Source organism: Microbacterium sp. A93 (assembly GCF_051842835.1).
Genome location: NZ_JBPXMT010000003.1, coordinates 160,737 through 177,941, shown reverse-complemented (window position 1 = coordinate 177,941; position 17,205 = coordinate 160,737). Strand labels below are relative to the sequence as shown.

Genomic DNA, 17,205 nt, shown 5'->3' with positions numbered 1-17,205 from the left:
CGACGGGAAGTCCCGGCCGCACCCCACCATGGTATTAGAACATGTGTTCTAACGCCAAGAAGAAGACTACGAAGAGTGCCGGACACGATAAGCACCCAGCCCCGGAGAGATCGGAGCCGGACATTCCACCACAGGTCAGAGCAGGGTTTCCAACGGTTCGATCAGCTCGGGTCCGTTGTGACGGACGTTGCCGACGGCGGTCCCCACTTCATCCAGGATCCATCCCGAGGCGGTGCGGAACGCCTGCCGGCGGACGCGGTCCACCAGAGCGCCAGCGGCTTCTGCCGAGCCGAGCCTCTCCGGTTCCAGCCACGCGTCCAGGGTGTCCCGGTCCATCGGCAGCGGGAGCCGATCGTGCAGTCCTCCGAGTTGTTCGAGGGCGTTGAGTCCGGGCTGGTCCACGCCCTCGGCCCGGGCAGCCTCGACGTCTGTGGCGTCCGGCGAGGCGCCGGTGAGGATGGTGCAGCTCAGCAGCCATCGGGCCGGGTCGTGCTCCGGCACGGACTCGTCCTTCCACCATTCGTAGAGTCCCGCGAAGTAGATCGGGGACCCGTCCTCGGGGTGGATATAGAAGGGGCGCTTCTTCGCCGACTTCGGCGCGCCGGCCTCCGGCTTGAGCCATTCGTAGTAGCCGTCCACCGGCACGGCGCAGCGCCGGGCCTTGACCGCGGCACGGAAGGTGGGCTTCTCCGTGACAGTCTCCGAACGCGCATTGAAGGCCCGCGATCCCACGGACAGGTCCTTGGCCCACGGCGGGACCAGACCCCACCGGGCCACGTGGATCTCCCGGCGAGTCTTGGTTCCCGACGCCGGCTCGGCCCGTTCCAGCACCACCGGGACATCCGAGGTGGGCGCCACATTCCAGTTGGGCGGGAGCACCAGTTCCTCGTCAGGCTCCAGCGCCCCGGAGTCCGCCACCAGGTCACCGATGGCCCGTGCCATCACATACCGTCCGCACATGGGTTCAGTCTGCCGCTCTCGTCGTCGATGTTGTCGATGGGGCCGATGGGGTCGATGGGGTCGAAGGGGTCAGTCTTCGACGAACGGGTCCCCGCACGCCCAGCCTTCCGGGTTCTCCACACAGTTCTCCGCCACGTTCTTGGACTTCGACCGCCAGATATCCGCCGTCACCGGATCGCTGGGTACCTCGGCTGTGCCCGGGATCGCGATCCACGGGCCACCGTTGACCGAGAACTGACCCCGGTAGGACGTGGTCAGGCTGACCGGGAACTCCCCCGTGTCCTGATAGGCATGCGAGGTAGTCGTCTCCTGGTTGAACTCCCGCTGCGGACCACCCGGAAAAGGATTGCTCAACGGCTCGGAGCCATCCCCGTAACCCCACGTCCACCGCACCGGCACCGCCTGAATCGCCACCGCCTGGTCCAACATCGTGGTGTTCAGGGTCTGCGGCTCCTCCGTCGCATAGAAGTTCGTGTTCGCACGGATCAGTCCAAATCCACCGGAGTCCGATTCGATCTGGGACGGAGCGATATTCAAAGCCCTGAAGTCAGAGAGTGTCACGACCGGCATCGGCGGAGCATCCGGCGTACCAGCGGCAGGATCGTTGAACACCTCTACGTCTGGCTGAGAGCAAAACTGGCGACCAACTTCCTGTAGCGCCCCCGGGTCATTCGCTCGATACTGAAGGCGAATCAACCACTGACTGCCCGGTTCCGTGCATGCCGACTGTTCGGCTTGTAGGCAGTCCTGCATCGCGACGCCCTGGATATCCATGCAGTATCCACGAGTAATCGAGATCAACCTTTTAGGATCGATCTCGCCCCCATTCTGTCCATCTGAATTCTGTTCGAAGCCTGCCCCTACCGCATCCCAGGCACCTGTCGGTTCTGTTTGATTGTCTTCTTGTTCTTGGGCCGGCGGGATAACACCTTCGACGTTAAACTGATCGTCCTCGGCGTCGAGAGCACCGCAGATGTACTCGGGGCAATCATCATTCGAGGCCCAAGCAGGATCGGGAAGCAGCAACCCACCGAAAAGCAACGAACTGACCGCGACCACGAGCAGGGCGGCCCGGTTGAAAGTGTCCAGGACCACGGTCAACTCGCCGTGCCAATGTCGTCAATCATCCAATGCCCCACACTTTCGTCAAAGTGAAGCGCGGCAGTCCATGGACGATCCTCCGACCCATCACCTGACGCCTCTTCGACCTTTTCTCCGCCTTCGAGGTAAATCTCTCCGGTCGCCTCGGATACCAAGAACGCCGTTGTGCCCTTTCTGGATTCCTCGTCGAAGTCAGTGAACTGAAACTTCACAGAGGCCAAATCAGTAGCAATCCAGGCATCGTCCCCATAGACCTTGACCCAGCGGTCGATCTGGTTCGCGCACAGTTTGCAATCGTCGGATGAAACGGTGGCGAAAGGCGCGGGGTCTCCTGTTTCGCGCAGATGGAAATTCGTGGTCCACCAGTACTCAACCGCCGCCTCGAGCCCTTCCTCCGTCGGTTCCTTCACGGCCTCGGGCATCTCGGGGACCGGCACGTTCTTGGCCGGCCCCTCAGACGTCGCCGGCTCATAACTCCCCGAAGCCGATGCGCTCGGCGAACCGGAGTCACCACCGGCTGATCCCGAAGGCGACGCAGAAGGCGAGACGCTCGCGGTGGGGGTGGCCGACGTCGGGCCATCATCCCCACCGTCCCCGGAGCATCCGGTCAGCAACAGGCCCACCGAGGCCACCACCGCCACAGTTGCCCATCGGGCAGAACGATTCACCAGTACGGCCATGTGGCCCCCTCTTTCGGGGACCGCAAGACTGGCACATGCCGTTCCTGCGGCCCATCGAGCACTCCACCTCGGGCCGTTCCCGCCACCCCGAGTCTGCCGCCCAGTCTAAGCAGAACCCCATGAACCACGTCACAGTTATCCACAGATTGACGAGGCCCACATCACTCCCACGTCACTCCCACATCACCCCAGAACCCGGCGAATACGTCTCACAGGGAAGGCGCCACCCACGCCACCGCCAGATGTGATGAGATGGACCCAGACCCATCCCGAGTCGGACCGTGCCCCGCCACGGCCGGAAGGAGTTGCACCGTGCCCCAGAAGGTGAAGGCTGTCGTCGCGAAGGCGAAGGACGCCCCCGTCAGCATCGAGACCATCGTGATCCCGGATCCCGGCCCCGGAGAGGCCGTGGTGGACATCCTGACCTGCGGCGTCTGCCACACCGACCTGCACTACGTCCAGGGCGGGATCGGGGACAACTACCCCTACCTGCTCGGGCACGAGGCCACCGGCGTCGTCTCCCAGATCGGCGAGGGCGTCACGGACGTGGCCGTCGGTGACAAGGTCATCCTCAACTGGCGTGCGGTCTGTGGCGAGTGCCGGGCCTGCAAGAAGGGCCAGGCCCAGTACTGCTTCAACACCCACAACGCCACCCAGAAGATGACCCTCGAGGACGGCACCGAGCTGGATCCGGCCCTGGGCATCGGCGCCTTCGCCGAGAAGACCCTGGTCGCTGCCGGCCAGTGCACCAAGGTGGAGGGTGTCTCCGATGAGCAGAACGCTGCCGCGGGCCTGCTGGGCTGCGGCATCATGGCGGGCATCGGCGCGGCCATCAACACCGGCGAGGTCAAGCGCGGCGAGTCCGTGGCCGTCATCGGCTGCGGCGGCGTCGGCACCGCAGCCATCGCCGGCGCCAGGCTGGCCGGAGCCACCACCATCATCGCCGTGGACCTGGACCAGCGGAAACTGGACAAGGCCGTGGAACTGGGTGCCACCCACACGGTCAACTCCAAGGAGAAGGACGCCGTCGAGGCCATCCAGGAGCTCACCGGCGGCTTCGGTGCCGACGTCGTGATCGATGCCGTCGGCCGCCCGGAGACCTACAAGCAGGCCTTCTACGCCCGTGACCTCGCCGGTCGCGTGGTCCTGGTCGGGGTCCCGACCCCGGAGATGACGCTGGAGCTGCCCCTGCTGGACGTTTTCGGCCGCGGTGGTTCCCTGAAGTCCTCCTGGTACGGGGACACCCTGCCCTCGAGGGACTTCCAGATGCTGATCGACCAGTACAACCTCGGCCGACTCGATCTGGACGCCTTCGTCACCGAGACGATCACGCTCGAGGACATCGACGCCGCGTTCACCAAGATGCACTCCGGTGACGTCCTCCGCTCGGTGGTGGTGCTCTGATGGCACGCATCGACCAGCTCGTCACCTCCGGCACCTTCTCCCTCGACGGCGGGACCTGGGAGGTGGACAACAACGTCTGGATCATCGGTGATGACAAGACGTGCGTGGTCATCGACCCGGCCCACGACGCCCTCGAGGTCCAGAAGGCCGTCAACGGCCGGCAGGTCCTGGCGATCCTGCTGACCCACGGCCACGACGACCACATCCGCGCCGTCCAGATGTTCCGCTCCCTCGTGGACGCCCCCGTGCTGATGCACGAGGACGACCGCATGCTGTGGGACAGTGTCTACCCGGACCAGGCCCCTGATGGGACCATCACCGACGGGGAGGCCTTCACGGTGGCCGGCATCCAGCTGACCGCCCTGCACACCCCCGGCCACTCGCCGGGCTCGGTCTGCTTCCACTCCCCCGAGCTCGTGGCCCTGGACGGCACCCAGGGTGTCCTGTTCTCCGGAGATACCCTCTTCCAGGGCGGTCCGGGCGCCACCGGACGGACCTACTCGGACTTCGGTACCATCATCGAGTCGATCAAGGGCCGCCTGTTCACCCTTCCGGCCGAGACCACGGTCTACACCGGACACGGCGATTCCACCACGATCGGCACCGAAGCCCCGCACCTGCAGGAGTGGATCGACCGCGGCCACTGAGCGGATCGGTCCTCCCGCGGAGTGCGACCAGCCGCCGACGGGAAGACCGGGTTCTTGAACAACGCAGCCGAACACCATGCCGGAGGCCTCGTCCTGTTGGGCGGGGCCTCCGGTGCGGACAAGTCCTATCTGGCCCGCACCTACGGGCGTCCGCACCTGTTGCTGGATGCCTTCTACCGCGAGATCTCCGAAGACAGCACGGCCGACGGGCCGGCGTTGCCCCGGACGGTCTACGGCGAGATCGACTGGGATGACCCACTCACCTGGAACCTGGACGCCGCCGTGGACGCCATCGTGGAGCTGCTGGAGACCGGCCGCACCCGGGTCCCGGTCTATTCCATCACCAGTTCCTCGGTCACCGGCTATGAGGATGTCGAACTCAACGGCGGGCCCCTCGTGGCGGAGGGCATCTTCGCCGCCGAACTGCCGCGCGCCCTGTCCCGGCTCGGCCTGCTCCCAGGCACGGACTTCCATGCCTGGTACATCGACCAACACCGGTTCCCGACGGCGGCCCGCCGGTTCGCCCGCGACGTCGCCGAACGCCGGAAGCCGGTCCCCTTCCTCGTCCAACGAGGCTGGTCCCTGATGCGTCAGGAGCGTCTGATCCGCGAGCACTATCTGGCTGCAGGCTTCGTCCCGGTGCCCAAGCGCGAGCTGCATCGGCGGCTCAGCGGACCATAGGTCCACTTGGCCGGCCGTCTCGACAGTCGTCTCGACAGCCGACTCGTCAGCCGCCCGGATCCTGCGGCGGAACGGTGTCCAGCAGATCGGACCAGGACCGGTCCTGCAGCGGTCCGTGCTCCGCCCCGTAGGCCCCGCGGAGCCGCTGGACCAAGGACTCGACGGTGATCCCGGGTACGGCTTCCGTGGCGGCCCCGGCCGTGCTAGGGTCCCAGTCCAGATCCAGCGCCCGGTACACGTCCACCAGCACCGCGCGGATCGGTTCCGGGTCCTGGACGATGAGGGAGGAGGAGAACAGCCACGCCCCCCGCACCACCCGCTGTGCGGTGCCCACCAGCTTCACGGGCCCGCGTGCGGACCCGTCCTCTTGTGGCGGCAACGGTGTGTGCACGGAGAACTCGCCGGCGCAGTACTCCCCGGGGATCTCCCCGACGGCGGCCGGCACCTCGGCGTCCCGGAACACCTGGGCGAACAGCTCCCCGAAGCCGGCAAAGCGATCCCGGAATCCCTGCATCGCGTCCGTGTCGGGTTCAAGGTGGTCGACCACCAGGGAACCGTGGTGGTAGGCGGCAGCCCGGCCCCCCGCGCGGCGCACCACGGGTTCGAAGCCGTGCCGCCGGGCGGCCTGCCGGGCCTGCTCGAATCCGTCCAGCCGCACATCACGCTGGCCGAACGCCACCGTGGGCCGGGGACGGTAGACGCGGACCAGGGGGGTGCTGAGCACCCCGGACTGGGCAGCCCGCAGCAAGGTGATCCCATACTCCAGGTCGGCGGCGGCGCCCAGCGAGGCATCCTGCCTGACCCAGTCCAACCCCGTCTCGGGTGATCTCTCAGGCATCAGCTGCGGGGATTCTCCGGATGGTCTGGATCTGCTCGGACCGTCCGAACGCCCCGCGCTCGTCGTGGAGGACGGCCGAGGTCACCCCGATCCCGTCACCGCCGAGGTTCGAGGTGGTCGCATACCCCAGCCACGGGCCGACGGGCTCGCGGTACAGGTGGATCTGCAGGTCCACGTTGGGGAAGGCGAAGGCCCCGGGCCCGTCGGGCAGCACGGGGGCCACCCCGTTGGCGGTGTCCACCATGCCGATCAGGCGCACCAGGTCCGTGGTCTGTTCCCCGGCGACCATGTCCACCGTGGTGGTGGACCAGCAGCGTCCATGCCCGGCGGCGTGATCTGCCGCGACCCGCATCTGAAGGGACTGGATGTACCCTCCCGGCCACCGCTGGTTCATGGCCGGGAACGGCTCGCACTCCTGCAGTGGTGTCAGGTCACTGTCATGGGTGACGGCCACCTCAGTGGTGTCCATCGTGACAAGGCGCCAGGCCCGGGCCACCAGGACGTCCCGCCCCTGGGCCGTGAGCCGTGACTCGATCAACTCGATCGTGCGGCCGGGCCGCACCGTGCGGGTGGTGACGGTGAGCGGTCCGAAGTGCAACGTCCCGAGGATCTCGAAGGAGAGCCGGGCCAGCCGCAGCCCCGAGCGCGGTTCATGCGCCAGGATCTCCGCGGTCATGAGGCCGGAGACCGGTGCCATGTGCAGTTCGTCGTCGCGCCAGGTGCCCTGGGCGTGGACCACCGAGTCGAACTCGGCGGTCCGGACCCCTGCCTCCACCCGCGGTGGCGCGGTGCGCTGGAAGTTGGCGCCGACGTCGTGCTGGGGCTTTCCGGGGCGGTCCGCGCCGCCGACTGTGGTGCTGGAAGTCATGCCGTCCATCCTGCCAGAATCGCCGGGCCGTACCGTCCCGACCGCCCCTACCGCATCTGCCTCCCCTGCCGCCCCTACCGGTTCAGGTGGAAGCGGTGCAGCAGGAGTGCCGCCTCGCCACGGGTGATGGGCTGGCCGGAGCGGTAGGTTCCGTCCGAGTATCCGGTGGACAGCTTCTCCTTCTTCATCCAGGCGATGGCCGCATGGTGGGAGCTCTTGGTGCTGACGTCCGAGAAGGCGGACTTGCCCGGCACACTGAACTTCGGCTTCACGGCCCGGTAGAGGAATGAGGCGAACTCGCCGCGCGTCACACTCTTCGAGACCTTGAACCCGCCGCCGGCATAGCCTTCGGTCACACCGGTGCCCGCGGCCCAGCTGATCGGCTCGAAGAAGGTGCTCCCCTTCGCGACGTCGGAGAACGGCGCCTTGCTCGGGACCGAGAAGCGCGGATCCAGATACCGGTAGAGGAAGGCCACCGATTCGCCGCGGCCGATGTCCCGGTGGACCCCGAAGCTGTTGTCCGTCTCGTAACCGTGGCTCAGTCCGGACCACTGCATCCACTCGACAGCATTGAAGGCCGTCTGCGAACTGTTCACGTCCCCGAAGGTGGCCTGGCACCGGGCGTTGTCCAGACCGAGGTCCTGACTCTGGCCGGGACGCGTCAGCGCGACGGAGGAGTAGGTCACGGTGGCGTTGTTCTCCAGCTCCAGGCGCACGTTGGAACCCGCGCCCAGCGGCACGGCACAGACAGTCGCCCCACCGGCACGGATCTTCATCCGGCCGGCGTACTTCCCGTCCCGTTCCACCCGGATACTCGCGGTACCGGAGGCAACGGTGGCCGAGACGACCACCCGATCCGCCTGAGCGGCGCCCTCGAAGCGGATGGCCTCACGCGTGGCATCGGCCCGGATGGTCCCGTTGGACCGGGTCGTCCCGTTGCCGAAGTAGACGTCGCGATCGTCCCAGTTCAGCGGGGCCGTGTGCTGACCCAGGTAGATCTGCGGTCCCACCACCCCTCCGCTGACGGCCCGTACGGCATACTGCGCCGTCTCACCGGGAAGGTTGCTCAACACGGTGCTGGTGGCCGTGCCCGTCTTGCCGGCACTCCACGGCTGGTTCGTGATCGCGCCGCCACCCTGTGGGACGGCGCGGTACATGATCTGGTAGTGGTCCGCTCCGGAGACCTGGTTCCACGAGGCGGTGGCCTGCGTTCCGGTGCCGTCCAGACGGTAGGAGTTGGACGGCAGGCTCGGCTGTGCCGGGGGCTGCTTGACCTGGGCATTGGCGACCAAGCGGTCCACGTTCTTGCGGATGGTCGGCAGCTGCGCGTCCAGGTAGCGGCCCGGGCAGGCCGTGGAGTTGGTGACCTTGTGCCCGAGGATCGTGGGGACGGTGACCGTGGTGCCGCTACTCCACCGTGCGGTGCCCTTGCCGCTCTGCGTGAGCCGGGTGCTGGCCGTCGGGTCCACGTCGTAGCGGTCGGCCTGCCAGGCCAGGACCCGCTCGATGGCCCGGACCATGGCGGCCGGGGCCGAGGCCACGTCATAGTTGCCCATGGCCGAGACGCCGATGGTGTCCGTGTTGAACCCGCCGGCCTGCGCGCCCACCACCGGCGCGTCGATGGAACCGCGGCGGCCCTGGTAGATCTTGCCGTACTTGTCCACGAGGAACTGGTAGCCGATGTCGCCCCACCGCAGGTTGACCGCGTGGTAGGTGAAGATACCGCGGATCTGGGCGTAGGCACCCGAGGCCGAGTAGTTGTTGGAACCGGCCGTGTGGTGCACGTACATCGCCTTGAGGTCCTTGGACGGGGTGCCCCAGTCGTTGACCACGGACTCGTTGGCGCCCCACTGCGCGCGGGTGATGATCGCCGGCTTCAGGGCGTTGCTCCCGGTCGAGGCGGTGCTGGCCTGCGCGGTGCCGGTGATCAGGCCCTGCTGCTCGTGGACCGCTGGAACGAAGTCCGCGCCATCCGTGGCGCGGGCCTCAGAACGGGTGGTCGAGGCCGCGGCGGCCTCCACCGGCTCCTGGGCGGCCAGGCCGGCCTCGCCCTCGATCTGCTGCAGTGCCGGGGAGGCCGGCGAGGCTGGCTGGAGCTGGCCGTCCGTGTCCGCCACGCCCGGGTCGATCAGGTCCAGCGCGAGCCCGGAGGGGTTCTCGCCGTCCACGGTGGTGATGCGCACCTGGATGGCATCGGCGCCGCTGGAGATCAGCGGCTCGGTGCCCACGCGGTCGGCGTTCGGCATCTCATCCCCCGCATGGATCTCCATGCTGTTCCAATCGGTCCAGTCGGAGCCCTCCCGTACCCGGAGAGACACCTCCGTGACCTGACCGGCGTCCTCGATATCCCAGGTGACACCGGCCACGATGAAGTCCATGGTCTCCACGGGCTGCGTCAAGGTGGCGATCTTCTCGACCTCGACGTCCTTCGTGGCGGAGAGCGCGTGGTCCATGACCGATGTGGTCAGCTCCTCGGCCTCCTCAGCCACTGGTGCGTCGAGGGTGGTGGGAGCGGCCTGGGCCTTCTCCTGGAGGTTCTGGATCACGACGTCGGACGGCTGGGAACCGCTCTCCGCAGGCCTCGGTGCCGGGCTGGCCGTGCCGGAGGCCGGGACCGTCAGGGACATCAGCGCGGCGGCTGCGTCTGCTTCGTCTGCCTCGTCGGCTGCGTCAGTCTCAGCGTCTGGAGTCGGAACGGGCTCTTCACGCTCCTCGACCTTGTCCTCGGGGCTCTCTGCCGGCGGTGCCTCCTCCTGCTCGGCCACCTCGGGCAGCGCCTCGGCGTCGATCCCGCCCAAGGCGAGGGATTCCTCCCCCGCACCCTTGACCTCGGAGGCCTCCTGCCCCGTGGCGACCGCCGGGTCCGCCGGCGGCCGGTCGGCCGGGGTGGATGCCGTCGGGACACCGGTGGTCTCCGGCACGACGGGTATGGCCGTGGCCGGCAAGACCGTGGTGGCCGCCAGGGCGAGAGCCAACGCAGTGGCTGCGCCGGTCTTCAGGACAGGGTGGAGCGTCCGCGACATATCAGTTTTTCCCTCAAGTGGTGCAAAGAAGTGGAAGCGGGCGTGGTTCTTCCCCTCCACGCCTCGACAAGGTTATCAATTCTTGATGGAGTTGTAATCACTCTGGTCCCAATAGTCTCTGTTTTCACACAGAGTTCACATGGGTGTTGGAACTGTTGCGCTGTGAGCATCACATCATCACGAAAAGACACCGGCCCCACCCGACAGGGTGGACCCGGTGTCCCTATGCGTGCCGCCGGCAGACGGTGGTCAGTTGTGCCGGACGGTCAGAAGCCCCCTATTGATCATCAGACACGCGCCCCTGCTGTCCCTCGGGGGGGGTCGCAGTGGAGCCGCGCGCGAACTCACGGGGGGCGCCGACGGCCGTGATCCGAGTGAGCCTGCAACGCTGAGCGGAAGACGATCAGGGATCTCAGCGCAAGTCGTGCCTTCTGTCACATGATGACAAAATGGATGCGGTGCAGTGACGCCACCGTAGTCTTGCGCAGAGCTCAAACGAGGAGGTCATCATGGTCGACCTGTGGCCCTGGAGAAAGAACCCCTGCTTCGAAGTCAGTATTGGCGATACCGGCAAGCCCGCGCCAGAGCCTCAGCAGGCGAGGATGCGCGCTGCGGAACGGCCCGTCGAGAAGACCGTGGAGTAATCGAATGCTATTACCCAAGAAGCCAATGCAGCAGCAGTGCTCCGGGCGCCTGGACTGGGGTCCGCCCGCCGCCCCCGTGCCGCCCCAGCGCACCTTCGAGACTTCTGAGTTCACCACCCGCGTGCCCCTCGCGTGGACATCGGGCGTAGTGCTCCGCGCCGGCAAGGTGACGATCGGGGGCTCCCCGTGGGAGGTGACGCTCCTCCCCGAATCGGTATGGCCTTTCGCCCGGAGGCTCTTCGCAGCGAACCGCCGAGGGGTCGTCGCGACGACACGTGACGAGCAGGAAGCGGCCATCTACCTTCTCGACCGCGGCATCGCCGACCCACTTCCAGCCGAGGCACGTGAAGTCGACGACGTCGAGATCGTGATCCCCGTCCACGGCGACGCGGAGCCGCTCGAACGATGCCTCGCATCGCTCTCGGGTCAGGGAATCCCGATCACGGTCGTGGATGACGCGTCGCCGATGGCCGATGCCGCTCGCATCCGTGAGGTTGTCGAGCAAGCGGGGGCCCGCCTCGTTGTCCGGAAGACGAACGGCGGCCCCGGCGGCGCGCGCAATACCGGGTTCCAAGAGACCTCGGCCCCATTCATCGCGTTCATCGACGCGGACGCACTCGCAGCTTCGGACTGGGTGGCCCGCCTTCGCCCGCTTTTCGACGATCCGGTCGTCGGCGCGGTAGGCCCGCGCGTGCTCCCCGCGGTAGTCGGCGACTCGTCCGTCGAACTCTATGAAGAGACGCGCTCGGAACTCGATATGGGCCCCGATCCGAGCCGCGTCGTCTACGGCGTTCCGGTCGGCTGGCTGCCGAGCGTCTCGGTCATCGTGCGCCGCGCGGCCGTCACCGATCCCCCGTTCGAGCCCGGCATGCGGGTGGGTGAAGACGTCGACCTTTTCTGGCGCATGTACGAGTCCGGTTGGACCGTGCGCTACGTCACCGACGTCGTCAACCGCCACGAAGTCCGCACCTCGCTCAAGGAATTCTCAAGCCGCCGTGCGATGTACGGCGACTCTGCGGCTCCGCTCGAGGCGCGCCACCCGGGACGGCTTATCCCGGCCCGTCCCTCGGCGTCGGGACTCGTAGCCCTCGCAGCCCTCACGAGCCCGTTCCGTGTCGTGCGGCTCCTCGCCCCGGCGATCTTCATCTACGAGGTGGCCAGGCAGCGGCGCATCCTGGGCCCCGAAATCCCGTTCTCGGTCGCGATCGAGATGTCGGCGCGCTCGATGTGGTCCGACGCGTTCTGGATGGGGCATCTGCTGCGCCGCGACTGGTGGCCCGTCGGCTGGGCCGTGCTCGCGGCGACCCCGTTCTCGCGGGCCGCGCGCGGCATCGGTGTCGCGATGATGTGGGAGCCGGTGCGGGATCATCTGCTGCGCCCGACGCGACTCGGTCCGTTCAGCAGCCTGGGGTTGCGGCTCCTGGACGACGCCTCTTACGGCACCGGCGTGATCAGGGGAGCACTCCGCAGCCGGGTCTGGAGCGTGATCACCCCGCGCGTGCGCATCCCCTCCTGGCCGAAGAAACGCGGTGACGCGCAGGCGTCGATGCAAGCCGGCCCGCACGCGGGCGACGCCGCTCCCGCATCAGCCGCCGAGCGGTAATCGAGCACCATCATCGACGAGAAAGTAGTACCTTCCAGCATGTCCCAGTATCATTCGCGGGTTGTCTCCACGCTCGCACTCTCCGCAGTCGCGGGGCTCCTCCTGACCGGCTGTGCGACGGGTGGGACTGCATACGGCGGCGCGGGCGGCGATGCAGCACCCATCAAGATCGGTGCGATCAGCTCAATCACCGGTCCCGCGCCTTTTCCCGAGGTGCCGGCCGCCGCGCAGGCCGTGTTCGACCGGGCGAACGCGGAGGGCGGCATCGACGGCCGCATGATCGAGTACATCTCCGCGGACGACGGCGCCGACCCCGCTCAGGCGAGCCAGGCAGCCCGTCGCCTCGTCAACGAGGAGGGCGTCGTCGCGATGGTGGGGGCCGCAAGCCTCGTCGAGTGCAGCGCGAACGCGGCGTTCTACGAGCAGAGCGACATCGTCTCGGTCATGGGTACCGGCATCGAGCCCTCCTGCTTCTCCTCGCGGAACATTGCGCCGGTGAATGCGGGCACATTCAATGGCTACGAGAGCCTCCTCTACTTCGCGAAGGATCAGCTCCGGGCCAAGAGGATCTGCCCGGTGATCCTCAAGAGTGAGGCGCTCACCACGCCATATCTCGAACTACTCGACCGGTGGCAGGAGGACACTGGCGTGACCTTCACCCACGTCGATACCTCCGTGAACCTCGGCGATGACCCGACGCCCGCGATTCTCGCGGTGAAGGATGCCGGCTGCGATGCGGTCGTGCTCAACCCGACCGAGCCGGAGGGCGTCGCGTTCATGAACGCGGTCAAGCAGCAGGGCATCTTCGACCAGGCCGACTGGCTCATGCTCACGAACGTCTACACAGAGGCTGCAGTGGAGGCGTTGCAGACCCAGGAATCGATCGGCAACGTCTACGCGAACTCCGAGTTCCTGCCCTTCACCAGCGACGACCCCGAGGTCACCGAGTGGCGTTCGACGCTCGACGACGCCGGCGTGGCGATCACCTCGCTCTCCGAGGGCGGATATGTGAGCGCGCAGCTTCTCGTCGACGTGCTGCGAGGGATGGATGGCGAGATCACCCCCGAGTCGGTGCGCCAGGCACTCCGCGACGCCGGCGAGATCGATAACCCCCTCATGGGCATGCCGTTCGTCTACAGTGATGCCGGCGCACACAACCCGAACCGCGCCAGCATGATGGTGCAGGCGACCGAGGAGGGATGGGTCCCGGTTGGCGACTGGGTCGAAGTCCCTGAGCAGTAGACCATCATTGACTGGCACCCAGACCGGTCTGCGCACCGGCACGCAGCGCGGCAAGGTCGCCGACCATGATTGACGGAACCGTCTCGGGCCTCATCATGGGGTCCACCTATGCGATCCTCGCCGTCTGCGTGGTCGTGCTGTACCGGCTGGTCGGCGTCCTGAACTTCAGCCACGCGGCGCTCGGCGCCCTCGGCGCCTACGGCTGCTACGCCCTCCTCGGTGCGGGCCTTCCATGGCCGCTCGCCGTCCTCGCTGGACTGGTGCTCTCAGGGACCCTCGCCGGGCTCTCCGGCTGGGTCCTCGCGCGTTGGTTCGGGGAGCCGAGCACGACCGTGCGCGCGGTCGTCGCCGTCGTGCTGCTCATCGTCCTGCTCACCCTGGGGTTTCGGCTGTTCGGTGACTCGCCCCGTGTGATGCCGAGCCTCGTGCCGGAGATCTCCTTCGATCTCGGCGGAGTACGAGTCGCGCTCACCACGGTTGTCGCACTCGCCCTGACCCTCGTGATCGCGGCTGGGCTGTCGCTGCTCTTGCGCTATTCGACCCTCGGGCTCCGACTTCAGGCGATGTCCGAACGGCCCGTTACTGCGCAGCTGATGGGCATGAATTCACGGCTCTTGAGCGTCGGAGTGTGGGCCGTGACGGGCGTGTTCGCGACGCTCGCGCTGTTGCTCGTCGCCCCCACCCGCAATCCGACCTTTGAGACGATGTCGTTCTTCATCATTCCAGCGCTCGCTGCAGGCCTGCTCGGCGCGTTCTCGAACGTGTGGGTGGCGGCGCTGGCCGGGCTCACCATCGGAGCGATCGAGGGTGCAGGGGCGCGCATCGAAACCGTTGCTGACTATCGTGGCGCGATCCCTTTCGTGATCATCGTCGTCGCGCTCATCTGGCTGCGCAGGCGGGAGGCTTGGGATGCGGTTCGCTGAGTGCGTACGTGATGGTCTCCGTGCAGGGCAGCGCATTCCACCCTCCAGCGGACTTTGGGCACTGCTCGTCGTGGTCCTCGTCGTGCTCGGGTGGCTGCTACCCCTTTACTGGGTGTACCTGTTGTCGTCCGTCGCGGTGAGCGCGATGATCGCCCGTGGCGTCGGGCTCGTCACGAACCGGGTCGGGATCATTACCCTGTGCCAGATGTCGTTCGCCGCGATCGGCGGCTGGGTCGTGTCGTGGCTGGCACTGCACTGGCCCGAGCTTCCATTCCCGCTGCTCGTCGTCGTCGCCGGCATCGCGACCGCGCCGATCGGGCTGCTGCTGGGACTCGCCACCTCGAGAATCCGTGGCGTCGAACTCGCGGTGCTGACGCTGGGGTTCGCCGGTGCTCTCGACCTGGTGCTCCGGCAGTGGAGCTTCCCCGGAGTGGGCAGGGGTGTCCCGGTACTGCCAGCCGCGCCGTTCGACGATCCGCGCTGCTTCTTCGCGCTCGCCTGGGCTCTGCTGATCGTGCTGCAGCTCGCGCTGTGGGCCGTCGGCCGGACGCCCCACGGGCTTGGTTGGCGCGCGGTGGGAGCGAGCGAACGAGCCGCTGCGGCCCTGGGCGTGCGCACTTGGTGGTCGAAAGCAACCGCGTTCGGGGCGGGGGCACTCTTTGCAGGGGTCGCAGGCGGGATGCTCGCGGGGCAGTACGGGCTGCTGACTACGAGCGTCTTCACGCCACTCACCTCGATGGTGCACCTCGCGACCGCGGTGCTGTGCGGTGCCGCGTTGTTCAGCGGAGCACTCCTCGCGGGGGTGTTTGCTGTGTTCGTGCCGGAGGCGCTGCGCCGGGTGGGCTTGCCTCTCGACGTTGGAAACGCGTTGCTCGCGCTGGGGGCCTTCGATGTGCTGCGAAGGGGCACCGGCGGCATCGCCGAGCTCCTTCATGCGAAGCTCCAGGATCGCGCATTCCGTGGAGTGCGCACCACGTGCGAACCGATCGATAACCGCGGAATCGGCAATGCGGTCGGCCCCGGCGGTACGGGCGCGGGCGGAACCCGGACGACCCCTCCGGAATCTGACGTCCCACCCCTCGAGATCAAGGGGATGACGGTCGTTTTCGGCGGCACTCCCGCGCTCGACGACGTCGACCTCGTCGTCCGCGAGGCAGAGGTGCTTGCGCTCATCGGGCCCAACGGTGCGGGCAAGTCGACGCTCGTCGACGGGATCTCGGGGTTCCTCTCGGATACTGCGGGCACGGTGCGACTCGACGGCGTGCCGCTCGACGGCACCCCCGCCCATCTGCGTGCGCGGCGAGGGATCCGTCGCACCTTCCAGCACAGCCGCGGCATCTCAGCCGCGACGGTGGGGGATTTCATCCGCCTCGCCGCCCCGGCGGCTGCGACCGAGCATCGCGAGTCCGTGCGCCGCTACTTCGGGCTCCCTGAGGTGGTCGTACCGACCCGCCTGCTCGACGTCGGCACCCGTCGCATGCTCGAGATCGCGGGTGCGCTCGCCGCAGGGCCGCGTGTGCTGCTGCTCGATGAGCCGGCCGCCGGGCTCGGGGAGGCGGAGCGGACATCCCTCGCGGCGCGGCTGCGAGGGATACCTGCCCGGTTCGGCTGCTCGGTGCTTCTTGTCGAGCACGACATGGAGTTCGTGCGGGCCGCGGCGGAGCGGCTTGCCGTGCTGGAGGCGGGGCGGATCATCGCCTCCGGCTCGGATTCCGGCTCCGTCGTAGACACCATGGCGTTGCCCCAGGTGATCGACGCCTACCTCGGGCGGGAGGCCGTTCGGTGAGCGCACTCGAGCTGCGAGGCGTCTCGGTACGCCGCGGCGATCTCGCCGTCTGCAGGGATGTGTGGTTATCGGTGCCCGCGGGAGAGATCACAGTGCTGCTCGGTGCGAACGGTGCCGGAAAGACGACGCTACTCGACGGGATCGCCGGGATGTTGCCACTCGCTTCCGGGGAGGTGCTGATCGGGGGCCGCCGGATCGACCGGCTTCCGGTGCATCGCCGGGTCGGCCGCGGCCTCGCATACGTCGAGCAAGGCCGCACGGTGTTCTCGCGACTCACCGTCGCGCAGAACCTCGCTGTGGTCGACCGCTCACCTGCCGCGCTCACCCGGGCGTTCGCCCTCTTCCCGCAACTCGCGGAGCAGCGGGACCAGCCGGCCGGGCTGCTTTCAGGCGGGGAGCAGCAGATGCTCATGGTCGCCCGGGCGCTCGCGACACGGCCCGATTTCCTGCTCGTCGACGAGCTGTCGCTCGGGCTCGCACCCCGCATTGTCGCGACCCTCGCCGAGGTGCTCGCGAGGCTCGCCCGCGAAGGCACGGGCATCTTACTCGTTGAGCAGTTCGTCGACACCGCACTCAGGATCGGCGCCGACTCACACATCATGCGGCACGGTCGCATCGTGCTGAGCGCCTCGTGTGCCGCGCTCGCCGCGGATCGCGCCTCGCTCGTCTCTCCGTACCTGCTGCCGCCGGAGTGACACGGGGCCCGTGTGGTCCTTGTCCGTGTACTCTTCCGCGCAGCCTCGTGGCGTCGAATCCCACACCGTCCTACCGTTGGGTCGGTCCGCCCCGATCTGCCGCGAAGGGC

Annotated in this window: 14 protein-coding genes; 8 read left to right on the top strand and 6 right to left on the bottom strand. The window is 67.6% G+C overall.

The features are described 5' to 3' along the window. Positions 1-135: 135 nt before the first annotated feature. The 3 genes from ACSU1G_RS08895 to ACSU1G_RS08885 form a co-directional block, all read right to left on the bottom strand. Positions 136-960, bottom strand: coding sequence for an SOS response-associated peptidase (locus ACSU1G_RS08895; RefSeq protein WP_439279567.1), 825 nt, complete (start codon positions 958-960; stop codon positions 136-138). A gap of 69 nt (positions 961-1,029) precedes the next feature. Next, complete coding sequence (locus ACSU1G_RS08890; RefSeq protein WP_439279566.1) at positions 1,030-2,055, bottom strand: hypothetical protein; 1,026 nt, start codon at positions 2,053-2,055, stop codon at positions 1,030-1,032. 2 nt (positions 2,056-2,057) lie between these two features. Continuing rightward, the gene (locus ACSU1G_RS08885; protein ID WP_439279565.1) at positions 2,058-2,741 is read right to left on the bottom strand and encodes a DUF6318 family protein; all 684 of its coding nucleotides are present in this window, start codon (positions 2,739-2,741) and stop codon (positions 2,058-2,060) included. A 312-nt stretch (positions 2,742-3,053) separates the two neighbouring features. On the opposite strand from ACSU1G_RS08885, the gene ACSU1G_RS08880 reads away from it, so the two are divergent. The 3 genes from ACSU1G_RS08880 to ACSU1G_RS08870 are packed head-to-tail and all read left to right on the top strand — an operon-like array spanning position 3,054 to position 5,473. Next, entirely contained in the window at positions 3,054-4,145 is a 1,092-nt protein-coding gene (locus ACSU1G_RS08880; RefSeq protein ID WP_439279564.1) for an S-(hydroxymethyl)mycothiol dehydrogenase, read from the top strand. Then, the gene (locus ACSU1G_RS08875) at positions 4,145-4,792 is read left to right on the top strand and encodes an MBL fold metallo-hydrolase (protein ID WP_439279563.1); all 648 of its coding nucleotides are present in this window, start codon (positions 4,145-4,147) and stop codon (positions 4,790-4,792) included. Before ACSU1G_RS08880 ends, ACSU1G_RS08875 begins: the two co-directional genes overlap by 1 nt. A 54-nt stretch (positions 4,793-4,846) precedes the next feature. Continuing rightward, positions 4,847-5,473, top strand: coding sequence for a uridine kinase (locus ACSU1G_RS08870; protein ID WP_439279562.1), 627 nt, complete (start codon positions 4,847-4,849; stop codon positions 5,471-5,473). Between the two features lie 46 nt (positions 5,474-5,519). Here ACSU1G_RS08870 and ACSU1G_RS08865 read toward each other — a convergent pair whose 3' ends face one another. The 3 genes from ACSU1G_RS08865 to ACSU1G_RS08855 all read right to left on the bottom strand — a co-directional run bounded on the left by ACSU1G_RS08865 (position 5,520) and on the right by ACSU1G_RS08855 (position 10,202). Next, on the bottom strand, positions 5,520-6,311 hold the full coding sequence (locus ACSU1G_RS08865) for a lipoate--protein ligase family protein (RefSeq protein WP_439279561.1): 792 nt from the start codon (positions 6,309-6,311) through the stop codon (positions 5,520-5,522). Then, positions 6,304-7,179, bottom strand: coding sequence for a thioesterase family protein (locus ACSU1G_RS08860; protein ID WP_439279560.1), 876 nt, complete (start codon positions 7,177-7,179; stop codon positions 6,304-6,306). The genes ACSU1G_RS08865 and ACSU1G_RS08860 overlap by 8 nt, the downstream gene beginning before the upstream one ends. A 74-nt stretch (positions 7,180-7,253) precedes the next feature. Beyond that, positions 7,254-10,202: an S-layer homology domain-containing protein gene (locus tag ACSU1G_RS08855; RefSeq protein WP_439279559.1), complete on the bottom strand. Its 2,949-nt coding sequence runs from the start codon at positions 10,200-10,202 to the stop codon at positions 7,254-7,256. A gap of 648 nt (positions 10,203-10,850) precedes the next feature. Between ACSU1G_RS08855 and mftF the strand changes: the two genes are divergently transcribed. The 5 genes from mftF (at position 10,851) to ACSU1G_RS08830 (ending at position 17,095) form a co-directional block, all read left to right on the top strand. Next, positions 10,851-12,449 (top strand): mycofactocin biosynthesis glycosyltransferase MftF, encoded by a 1,599-nt coding sequence (gene mftF / locus ACSU1G_RS08850; RefSeq protein ID WP_439279558.1) that lies wholly within the window; start codon positions 10,851-10,853, stop codon positions 12,447-12,449. 39 nt (positions 12,450-12,488) lie between these two features. Further along, positions 12,489-13,691, top strand: coding sequence for an ABC transporter substrate-binding protein (locus tag ACSU1G_RS08845; protein ID WP_439279557.1), 1,203 nt, complete (start codon positions 12,489-12,491; stop codon positions 13,689-13,691). Positions 13,692-13,756: 65 nt separating this feature from the next. After that, entirely contained in the window at positions 13,757-14,614 is an 858-nt protein-coding gene (locus tag ACSU1G_RS08840) for a branched-chain amino acid ABC transporter permease (protein WP_439279556.1), read from the top strand. After that, positions 14,601-16,400, top strand: a complete 1,800-nt coding sequence (locus tag ACSU1G_RS08835) for a branched-chain amino acid ABC transporter ATP-binding protein/permease (RefSeq protein ID WP_439279555.1) — start codon at positions 14,601-14,603, stop codon at positions 16,398-16,400. Before ACSU1G_RS08840 ends, ACSU1G_RS08835 begins: the two co-directional genes overlap by 14 nt. Beyond that, positions 16,397-17,095, top strand: coding sequence for an ABC transporter ATP-binding protein (locus tag ACSU1G_RS08830; protein ID WP_439279554.1), 699 nt, complete (start codon positions 16,397-16,399; stop codon positions 17,093-17,095). Before ACSU1G_RS08835 ends, ACSU1G_RS08830 begins: the two co-directional genes overlap by 4 nt. Positions 17,096-17,205 lie beyond the last annotated feature (110 nt).